The organism is Propionibacterium sp., from assembly GCF_047719395.1.
In the GTDB taxonomy this organism is placed as follows: Bacteria; Actinomycetota; Actinomycetes; order Propionibacteriales; family Propionibacteriaceae; genus Propionibacterium.
In genome coordinates this window covers 1-9,961 of the sequence record NZ_JBDNTB010000074.1, presented here as the reverse complement: position 1 = coordinate 9,961, position 9,961 = coordinate 1, and the positions used below count along the sequence as shown (strand labels likewise).

Genomic DNA, 9,961 nt, shown 5'->3' with positions numbered 1-9,961 from the left:
TCTATCTCTGGCGCACCCGCTCCGCCGACACCAAACTCCCCGGCCGCCGGGGCGGAGTGCCGTTTGGGCGGGTGCGGCCCCCCCCCGGGCCAAGGGGCGCGGCCGCCGGTACTCCCCGCGTGACATCTCCCGGCTGCGACTCATCCAGCATCTGTCGCAGCAGGAGGGCATCAACCTCAGCGGCATCCGTCGCATCATCGAGCTGGAGAACGAGATCGCCGTCATGCGTGAGCGCGCCCAGCAGATGACCGAGATGATCCGCCAGATGACCGAGATGCAGGAGCAGGTGCAGCGCGTCTTCATGGCCGGTTCCCAGGGCGATGTGGACTTCTCGCGGTTCCGCCGCCATGCACCCCCGCCCGCCATCGAGAGGTGAGCGGCGGACCTCTGTTCTGCCGGCGCGACATCCCCGCCCCGGGGCTGACTGTCTAGTCTTGGCCGCATGGACGTGGACAAGACTGACGGAACCGCTGTGGCCACTGCAGAGGGGCTCGGCGGGGCACCGCAAGGGACCGTCCTGAACGTGGCCATCGTGGGATCGGGCGCAGGCGGCATGTACTGCGCCACGAGGCTGCTTGAGCGTCTGCCCCAGGTGCACGTCGATGTCTACGAGCAGCGCCCAGTCCCCTTCGGGCTGCTTCGTCACGGTGTTGCCCCGGATCACCGCAAGCCAGAAACCATCGTTGCGGAGTTCGAGGAGCTGTTCGCCGATCCGCGTCTCCGGCTGATTGCCGGGGTGACGGTGTGCGCCGACATCACTCGTGCCGAAATGGCTGCCCACTACGACGCGGTGATCTGGGCGATCGGCGCAAGGACTGCCCACCACCTGAGGGTTCCTGGTGAGGGCCTCGACGGCGTGTACACCGCGGATGACTTCTTCGGCTGGTACACCGGCTTGCCGAGCGCACCCCGAATCCATCTGGATGGCGTTCGTGAGGCAGTGGTGATCGGCCTCGGCGATGTCGGGCTGGACATCGCCCGGGTCCTGCTCAAGCCTGCTGGGGCATTCGCGGACACCCAGATGCCCACCGAGGTCATCGAGGAATTGGCTGCCCACCGAGTCCCGCGGGTCACCATCATGGATATCGCGCCCGCTCACCGGATCAGGGTGAAGACGAAGGTTCTGCAGGAGGTGCTCGATCTTGACAGGCTCGCCATCGACATCGATCCAGCGGATATCGCCGAACTCCCCGAGGACGCCGACCAGCGCTGCCAGGACAACATGGCAGCCTTCGGTGCAGCTGCCGGCCGCCAGGCAGACGAGCCCCACGCCCACCTGCGGATCGTCTTCCAGCATCGTCCCGTGGAGATCGTCGGCACCCACGGGGTGACGGGAGTGGTCGGCGCCACCGAGGCGGCAGCCCCGGGAGCTCCAGAAGCTGAGCTCGATGCCGCGCGGGTACTCCCACCGGACGGGGAGCACGCAGAGCCTCCCGAGCTCATTGCGAAGCCCGTTGTCAGAAACAATTTTCCTGCCCAGCTGGTTGTCACTGCCATTGGTGATGATGTGGCCCACCTGGAGGGGCTTCCCTGGGATGCGAACCGCAGGATCGTCCCTTCCCAGGACACCCGGCTGCTCGACGATGGCCGCGTCCAGGCCCGCGAGTACGTCTCGGGGTGGGCGCGAAGGGGCAATGTTGCCGGCTTCCGGTTCACCCGGATGGACGCCGATGCGGTCCTGGAGGCCCTTCTCGCCGATCTCGGCCACGGTCTGCTGCGGGCTCCCGATCCCGGGCCCGACAAAGTCCTCGAAATGCTGGCCCAGCGGGGTGTCGAGCCGATCGGCTGGCAGGACTGGCATCGGCTCGAACTCGCCGAGGATGCCCGCGGCGCACGCCAGGGCCGTCCCATCGCACGCATCATCGACGCCGCGGAACAGGACGCCGTGCTGCATCCGGGGCACTGAGGTTCACCCGCACTGGGGTACAGCCCACTGGAGTCCAGCCTGGGCCAGGCGCAGCCCGGTGGTGGGTCCCTCCCGCAGAAGTTGGGCGCTCAGCTGCCGGATTCCGGCTTCTCATCCATGGGGATGTCCGCCTCCTCCACGATGGGAAAGGCCGCAGCCTGCTGCGCGGAGAGTTCTGACTCGTCCTCTTCGTCGATGACGATCGCGGCGGGCAGCTCGCGGCGCACCCGTGGCTCGTCGTTGACATAGCGCAGCGCCGCACGGATGTTCGCCCGGTCGAAGCCGGTCATCCGCTGGTTCTGCTGGCGCATGTACTCGCCCCAGGTGGGTAAGGCGAACCGTTCGAAGAAAAGCCCCGAATCCTCCAGCCGATGGGTGAGCGACCACGATATGGCGCCGGTCCGCAGCCGTGACAGCCGCACCGGCCGCATCGCCTGCACGAACCTCTCGGCCTCGACGGCCCGCACCCGGTAGCTCACCTGCACCTGCACCGGGCCCACCTCGGGGTCGATCTCGTGCGCCATCGACAGGTCGTGGCTGAACGGGTCGTGGCTGATGTCGAGTTGACCGGTCTTCGGATACAGCGGCCATGCCCACACCGAGAGCGGCACCAGCACGAGCAGCGCCAGACCTGCCGCGATCAGCGCCTTCGTGGCGCTCGTCATGGTGGCGACAACACCCCAGGCAGGGGCACCCAGCGCCTGGGCGCACATCACGGTGAACAGATAGGTGGCCATCCCGCGCGCCCTCACCCACGGCGCCAGGGTGAGTTGCAGCAGCGAGTTCAGCGTGGTGAAGGTGCACATCCACGATGCCCCGGCGAGCAGGGCCCCCACCGCCGCGCCCCATGGCGGCAGCATGGCAATGGCCACTGTCGCCACGCCGTAGCCCAGCGACATGAACACGATGATGTGGTTGTAGCTGAAGAAGCGCCTCAGCCAGGGCAGCAGCACGATGCCGCTCAGCGCACCCATTCCGAGGAAGGCGAGCAGCATTCCGTAGCCGCCCGAACCGAGCCTCAGGCGTCCACTCGCCTCGACCGGCAGCAGGGCCCACAGCGCCGATGCCGGGATCGTGAACAGCGCGGTACGCAGCAGAATCCGGCTCACATGGGGTGCTGCCTTGACATAGCGCATCCCCGCCAGCAGCGCCGGCCGGATCCGTTCCGGTGTGGTCTGCTTTTCTTCGGGGGAGTGCCAGGAAAGGGTGATCCCCGTCGCGGCGCAGTAGACCACGGCATTGAGCGCGAAGACGATGGTCGGGCCGCCGAGTGCGACGAGGAAACCGGCCACCGCAGGGCCGATCGCCCGTGCCCCGTTGATGGTGATCGACGCAAGCCCGGCGGCGGCAGGGATCTGCTCGCGCGGCACCAGCGAAGGCTGCACGGCCTGCCAGGCAGGCGCATTGATCGCGGCTCCGCAACCGATGAAGAAGGTCAGCGCGAGAAGGCCGATGGGTTCCAGCCAGCCGGTCAGCGCCACCCCGGTGAGGATCAGGCAGATGATCGCGGCGAATCCGTTGGCCGCGATGAGCACCCGACGGCGGTCATGGGAGTCGGCGAGCACTCCGGCGGGCAGGCTCAGCAGCACATAAGGCGCTGTCAGAGCGGTTTGCACGAGCGTGACGAAGACGGCGCTGGCACCCACGGCCACCAGGAACCACTGCGCCCCGACGGTCTGCATCCACACGCCGAGGTTGGTGCCCATCTGGGCCGTCCACAGCATGAGATAGGCGCGATTGCGCAGCGGTGTCCACGGAGACACCTTGGACATGGCTGCCTCCTCCCTGTTTCCGGTCGGCCCAGACTCGCACTCTCGGTCGTGGCTTTCCCGAATTCCACTGGTCCGCAGCGGGACATCCACGATCCGGGCCGGAAGACTCACGGTGGGTTCAAAATGTCCCACGCGAACATACTCTCTGCCCGGTGAAGCAGGACCTCGGTTCCGGTCGTGGCACCATGGCAGCAGCGCCCGCAGGCGGGCACTCGTCCCTCGGGCGACCATCGACCAACCGGCTGGAGTCAGATGCCCACGAAGCGCTTCGTCGCGATCGTCAGCCTCGTAGCCCTTGCCGTGCCCGTGATCGCAGGGTGCTCGGCTACGTCCCAACCCACTTCCCAGAACACCGGAAGTTCCACTGCTGCCACCACTTCCCCGGGCGGCGGCGTCTCGTCGGGATCTGCTGCCGCGATCACGGTCGGCGCATTGTTGTCCGGCTCTCAGGACGCGGCACTGGCGGCCTCGTCTGTGCACCTGAGTGGTACGCGCACCGACAGCTCGCAGCGCAGTGTGGGCTTCGAGGTGAGCGGCACCCTCGACAAGTCCGTGATGCACGGCAGCTACAGCTATGACGACATTTCCTACGAAGTGCTCGTTGTCGACGGCGTGGGCTATGAGCGCGGCAATGATGCCTACTGGAAGGACGAGGGCAAGCTCAGCACCGACGAGATCGCCACGATCGGAGGCCGGTGGTTGAGAGTCAATGATTCGTTGCGCGACCAGATACTGCAGATGTCGCCTCCGGAGATCATCAGGATCGCCTACTCGACGATGTCTGCAGCCGATTTCGGGTCATCTGTCACGGTGACTACCGATGCCGATGCGCCGGTGTACTCGCTCGGCGGCGGTGAGAGGAAGTCGCTCATCGCACGAACCGGTGATCTGCTGCCAGTCCGTGTCACCACTGCGGGGGGATCGATGAACCTGGACACCTGGAATGCCGTGGCCCCGATCAGTGCGCCGCCCGCGGACCAGATCATTGATGCGTCCTCGGCAACACCGGCGCCGGCGGACTCGGCCTCGCCGTCCGCCTCGGCCTCGCCGTCCGCTGCCATGCCGTCACTGTCGCCTGCGGCGTCCGCCTCGGCCTAGCTGGGCCGCCATGTCGGCTGGGGCCGGGGTGAGCTGTGCCGACGACCTCCAACGGCCGCTGAGCAGCGGCTCGTTGTCCTGATGGTACGGAAGCTCAGTGCCACGCGGGCGCACGGCGGCGAGCTGGGCGGTCAGCTGAGTGCGATCACCTGCACCAGCAGGATCTTCACGACGGTCCCGAGGGCGAACAGCGCCCCGTAGGCGGAGTCGATTCGCTCGTCGTTGACCAGCGAATTCGCATAGCTCTGCACCGCGGGCTGTCCGACGAATCCGGCAAAACCGCCGGTGGCGCGCTGCGCGGACAGACCCCGCCAGCGGGCAAGCCCGAGCAGGATCACGCCGCCGAGCGCCATGCTGAACACCGACAGGATCATGATCTTCAGCCCGTTGAGCGAGATGCCCTGGTCGAGGAATGCCGGCCCGGTCGCCAGCCCGACGCAGGCCAGGAAGAGCATCAGACCCAGCTGGCGCAAGATGGAACTGGTGGAGTGCGGCAGGTCCCAGCGGAACGGACCTGTGCGGTGCAGCGCGCCCAGCACCATGCCCATGATCAGCGGCCCGGCAGCATTCCCGAGCTGGAAATGGATGCCCCAGGGCAGCGGCACGGTGATCACGCCGGCCAGCAGCCCGAGCGCGATCCCCAGGCCGAGGGTGAGCGCATCGACCTGGGAGACCCGGGCCTCCGAATCGCCGAAGAAATCCTCGGCATCACTGAGCCGTCCCCTGGGCACCACGACCAGCACCCGGTCGCCGGGTTGCAGGACGAGGTCGTCGGTGGCCAGCATGTCGAGGTCACCGCGGCGCACCCGGGTGATGACTCCGGAGAGGTTCTCCCGCACGTTGATCTCGCCGATGCTCAGCCCCAGCAGGTGCGGGTTGGATACCACGAACCGCCGAAAATCTACATCGCGCCGATTCTCCGTGAGACTGGTCCGGGACCGTTGCCCCAGGAATTCAATGGCCTTGTCAACGTCATCGGGCATGCCCACCACCAGCACCAGATCGCCGTGCCGCAGGTGGTCCTCCGGGCTGGCTACCCGCATCTGGCCTTTCCGCCGCAGATAGCTCATCCGCACCTTGGTGGGCCATCCGGGCACCTCGCCGATGGGGGTGTCGTGCGTCACATCTGCGCTGATCGCGGTGATGCCGGCCTCAGCCATCGACACATTGTCACGGCGCCCTGGCCAGTGCTTGGTGGCCACCATGGCGACGATGATCATGGCCACCACGACGCCGGTGGGATAGGAGACGGCATAGCCCACCAGGGTGTCGGCATCACCTCCGGTTGCTCTGCGCGCGGCGTCGATGGCGGGTGAGGTGAGCACGCCGGCATACATTCCGGCAACATGCGCCGGACTGAGCCCCACCAGCTTGCCCGCCACCACGCCGAATCCGGCCATCGCTCCCAGCCCCAGGATGCCGGCGACCATCAGCGACCACTGGCGGCGCAGGTCGGACATGAAGGTGGAGCCGGCGCCCAGACCGACGCAGTAGCAGAACAGCACCACCCCGAGCGATTTCACCAGGTCCAGATTCTCGCCGAGCCGCGGGCTCAGCATACCGACCAGCAGGCCCATGAACAGGGCACCGGCAGCACCGAAGCGCAGCGGGCCGAAGGGAATCTGCCCGAACAGCGCGCCGAGGGCGAGCACACCCATAATCGTCACGAGTGGGTAGGACGCGAGGAAGCCGATCACCAGAATCTCCTGTGCTTGACCCGATGATCCTATGGCTGCGCCGCCCTGGGATGTGCTCGCCGTGCTGGTTGACCTCCCAAGTCGGGGTTTCGGGTTCTCGGTGTGGAGGCTTGATCTCGCGCAATGTTGGAATCAGGCTTAAGTTATAGGCAGTGGCACTGGAAGAAGCCAGGGCAATATGCAGAAGAACACTCAAGAGCACAGGTCGCGGCAAGCCGCCCATCACCGTTGACGGGATGATCGCCGCTGACGGGATGATCGCTCCACGACTGCCGGGAGGGCCAATGATTCTCGAAGTGAGTTCCACATGATCGTCACCGTCACGCCCAACCCGAGCCTGGACCGTTCGGCCAGCCTCGGCGGGCCGATCGTGCGAGGACAGGTGCATCGCCTCGAACAGATCTCCACCGTCGCCGCCGGAAAGGGAGTCAACATCTGCCGTGCACTGCACGGCGCTGGCCTGCAGTGCCTGGCAGTCGTCCCGGCGCCGCAGCACGATCCGCTCCTGGCCGGTATGAGCGAATCCGGACTGCCCTGCAGTGCGGTGCCCATCGCAGAACCGGTTCGCACGAACCTCACCGTCACCGAACCCGACGGCACCACCACGAAGTTCAACGCTCCGGGCGCATCGATTGACCCAGACGAAAGATCCCAGCTCGAGAATGCCGTGCTCGAGGCTGCCCAGGACGCCGAGTGGGTGGTGCTCACAGGCTCCCTGCCACCGGGGCTGCCCGATGACTGGTATGCCCACATGGTCACCAGGCTGCGCCCCAGCGGCGCCAAGATCGCCGTGGACACCTCCGATGCACCGCTGCGTGCCCTGGCCCAGGCCCTCCCGCAGTCCGCTCCCGATCTCGTGAAACCCAATTCGGTCGAGTTGGCCCAGATCTGCGGAGGCGACGGTCCCGAGCTCGAACAGGCCGCTTCGCGCGGTGATCTCGGACCTGTCACCGACTTGGCCCGCACCTTGGTCGCCAAGGGCATCGCCATGGCGATGGTCACCCTCGGCGGTGCCGGAGCCCTGCTCGTCACACCCGAGGAAGCTTGGTATGCGGTCGCCGGGCCGATCGAGGTTCGTTCCACGGTGGGTTCCGGAGACTCCTCCCTGGCGGGACTGCTGATCGGTCTCACGACGGGCGCCGGGCTCGGGGAGTCCCTGCGCGCCGCCGTCGCCTGGGGCACCGCCGCCGCGGCGCTACCAGGTTCCACCATCCCGCTCCCCACCCAGGCCGGCCAGGTACCGGTCCGCCTCACACGCTGCTGAGCTCCACGCTTCTGAATTCCACACGGTGTGAATCACGAGAGGACCACTGCAATGTCCGAATCACTCATCGAGCCGAGGCTGGTCGCCCTAGACGTGGACCTGGGACCCACCAAGAGTGACGTCATCACAGGCCTCGCGAATCTGGTCGCAGATGCAGGACGCGCCGAGGCCGAAGGGCTGGCACGAGATGCGCTGGCCCGCGAGGACAAATTCGCCACTGGCATGCCCGGGCATTTTGCCATCCCGCACTGCCGTTCGACTGCCGTCACACGCTCCTCGCTCGGGTTTGCCAGGCTGAGTGATCCGGTGGACTTCGGTGCACCGGATGGACCCGCCGACATCGTCTTCCTGATAGCCGCCGACGAGGCCGGTGGGGAGGAGCACATGAAGCTGCTCACCCGGCTCGCGCGGGCGATGGTGAAGAAGGACTTCGTCGAGTCGCTTCGTCAGGCCCCCGATGCTGATGCGATCGTCTCGCTGGTCCGCGGCGTCGTGGAACCTGGCGCAGCCGCACCAGACCACCGGCCGGGGGGAGCGGCGGCCTCCGCAGAAGACAGCGCACAATCGGCTGAACCAGCCGCGAGGGCCACCGGGCATGCCGACGGCGTGCGTCATATCGTCGCCATCACGGCCTGCCCCACCGGGATCGCGCACACCTACATGGCCGCCGACTACCTCACCGAGGCTGGCAAGAAGGCAGGGGTCGACCTGCAGGCCGAGCCGCAGGGCTCCAGCGGCTACAGCCCGCTTCCGGCCGAGACCATCGCCGCAGCTGATGCCGTCATCTTCGCCACCGATGTCGGCGTCAAGGGACGCGACCGCTTTGCCGGCAAGCCGGTCATCGAGTCCGGAGTCAAGAGGGCCGTCAACGAACCCGACGCCATGGTCGCCGAGGCGTTGGCAGCCATCGACGATCCGCAGGCGCACCGCGTGCATGCCACGGGCTCGTCCGAATCGGCCGCCGAGGCCGGATCGCAACTCGGCTGGGGCAAGCGCATTCAGCAGTCGCTGATGACCGGCGTGTCCTACATGATCCCCTTCGTCGCGGCAGGCGGCCTGCTCATCGCACTGGGCTTCCTGTTCGGGGGCTACGAGATCGCCAACGACGGCACAAACATCGCGCTGCACAACAGCTTCTGGAATCTGCCGGCCCCCACCGCGCATGCGCTGGCCGGATCGGCACTGATGACCTATATCGGCGCGGTGATGTTCGCAGTCGGCCAGGCGGCATTCGGCTTCCTGCTGCCCGCCCTCGGCGGCTACATCGGCTTCGGCCTTGCCGAACGGCCGGGCATCGTGCCCGGATTCGTCGGTGGCGCCGTGGCAGGTCTCACCGGCGCAGGCTTCCTCGGCGCCATCGTCGGCGGCCTGATCGGTGGCCTGGTGGCCTACTGGTTCACCACCCTGCATCCGCCGCGCTGGCTGGCCGGCCTGATGCCGGTGGTGATCATCCCGCTGGTCGGCTCGATCGTCACCGGCGGCCTGATGTATGTGGTCCTCGGACGCCCGATCGCGGCGCTGATTGGCTGGCTCAACCAGGGATTGTCCTCCATGACCGGGGCATCGGCCATCGTGCTGGGCATCATCTTGGGTCTCATGATGTGCTTCGACCTCGGTGGCCCGGTCAACAAGACCGCCTATCTGTTCGCCACGACGAATCTGAATGTGGCCAACACAGGTTCACTCAAGGTGATGGCGGCCGTGATGGCCGCCGGCATGGTGCCCCCGCTGGCCCTGGCTCTTTCCACGGCCATCCGGCCCAAGCTCTACACCCCCGCCGAACGGGAGAACGGCACGGCCGCCTGGTTGCTCGGCGCGTCGTTCATCTCTGAGGGAGCCATACCCTTCGCGGCCGCCGATCCGCTGCGCGTCATCCCGTCGATGATGGCAGGCGGTGCCGTCACAGGGGCTCTGTCCATGGGCCTGGGTGCCACGTCGAAGGCCCCGCACGGCGGCATCTTCGTCTTCTTCGCCATCGGCAATCTGTGGGCATGGGTGCTCTCCATCGTCGTGGGGACGGTGGTCGCCGCCCTCGTGGTGACGACATTGAAGGGCGCTGCCCAGAAGTCCAAGGCGCATGATGCGGAGGCAGGTACCGACCCCGTCCCCGCCTGAACCGGCACGTCTGATAGCTGAAGGGGGGGGGGGGGGGGGGGGGGGGGGCGCCCCCCCCGCGGGGGGGGGGGGGGGGGGGGGGGGGGGGGGGGGGGGGGGGGGGGGGGGG

7 protein-coding genes are annotated in these 9,961 nt (G+C 67.3%); 5 read left to right on the top strand and 2 right to left on the bottom strand.

Going from position 1 to position 9,961, the window contains the following annotated elements; translation table 11 throughout:
• Both ABF648_RS11150 and ABF648_RS11145 read left to right on the top strand, forming a co-directional pair.
• The coding region (locus ABF648_RS11150) for a MerR family transcriptional regulator (protein WP_415632331.1) at positions 1–376 on the top strand (376 nt) is incomplete at its 5' end.
• Between the two features lie 66 nt (positions 377–442).
• Positions 443–1,906 (top strand): FAD-dependent oxidoreductase, encoded by a 1,464-nt coding sequence (locus ABF648_RS11145; protein WP_415632330.1) that lies wholly within the window; start codon positions 443–445, stop codon positions 1,904–1,906.
• Positions 1,907–1,995: 89 nt separating this feature from the next.
• Here the strand turns inward: ABF648_RS11145 and ABF648_RS11140 are convergent, their stop codons facing one another.
• Positions 1,996–3,678: an MFS transporter gene (locus ABF648_RS11140; RefSeq protein WP_415632329.1), complete on the bottom strand. Its 1,683-nt coding sequence runs from the start codon at positions 3,676–3,678 to the stop codon at positions 1,996–1,998.
• A gap of 252 nt (positions 3,679–3,930) precedes the next feature.
• Between ABF648_RS11140 and ABF648_RS11135 the strand changes: the two genes are divergently transcribed.
• Positions 3,931–4,776 (top strand): hypothetical protein, encoded by an 846-nt coding sequence (locus ABF648_RS11135; protein WP_415632328.1) that lies wholly within the window; start codon positions 3,931–3,933, stop codon positions 4,774–4,776.
• Between the two features lie 131 nt (positions 4,777–4,907).
• Here the strand turns inward: ABF648_RS11135 and ABF648_RS11130 are convergent, their stop codons facing one another.
• Complete coding sequence (locus tag ABF648_RS11130) at positions 4,908–6,434, bottom strand: aspartate:alanine exchanger family transporter (protein ID WP_415632332.1); 1,527 nt, start codon at positions 6,432–6,434, stop codon at positions 4,908–4,910.
• 346 nt (positions 6,435–6,780) lie between these two features.
• Between ABF648_RS11130 and ABF648_RS11125 the strand changes: the two genes are divergently transcribed.
• Together ABF648_RS11125 and ABF648_RS11120 are read left to right on the top strand one after the other, a co-directional pair.
• The gene (locus tag ABF648_RS11125; protein ID WP_415632327.1) at positions 6,781–7,737 is read left to right on the top strand and encodes a 1-phosphofructokinase family hexose kinase; all 957 of its coding nucleotides are present in this window, start codon (positions 6,781–6,783) and stop codon (positions 7,735–7,737) included.
• 51 nt (positions 7,738–7,788) lie between these two features.
• On the top strand, positions 7,789–9,852 hold the full coding sequence (locus ABF648_RS11120) for a fructose-specific PTS transporter subunit EIIC (protein WP_415632326.1): 2,064 nt from the start codon (positions 7,789–7,791) through the stop codon (positions 9,850–9,852).
• Positions 9,853–9,961: the final 109 nt, after the last annotated feature.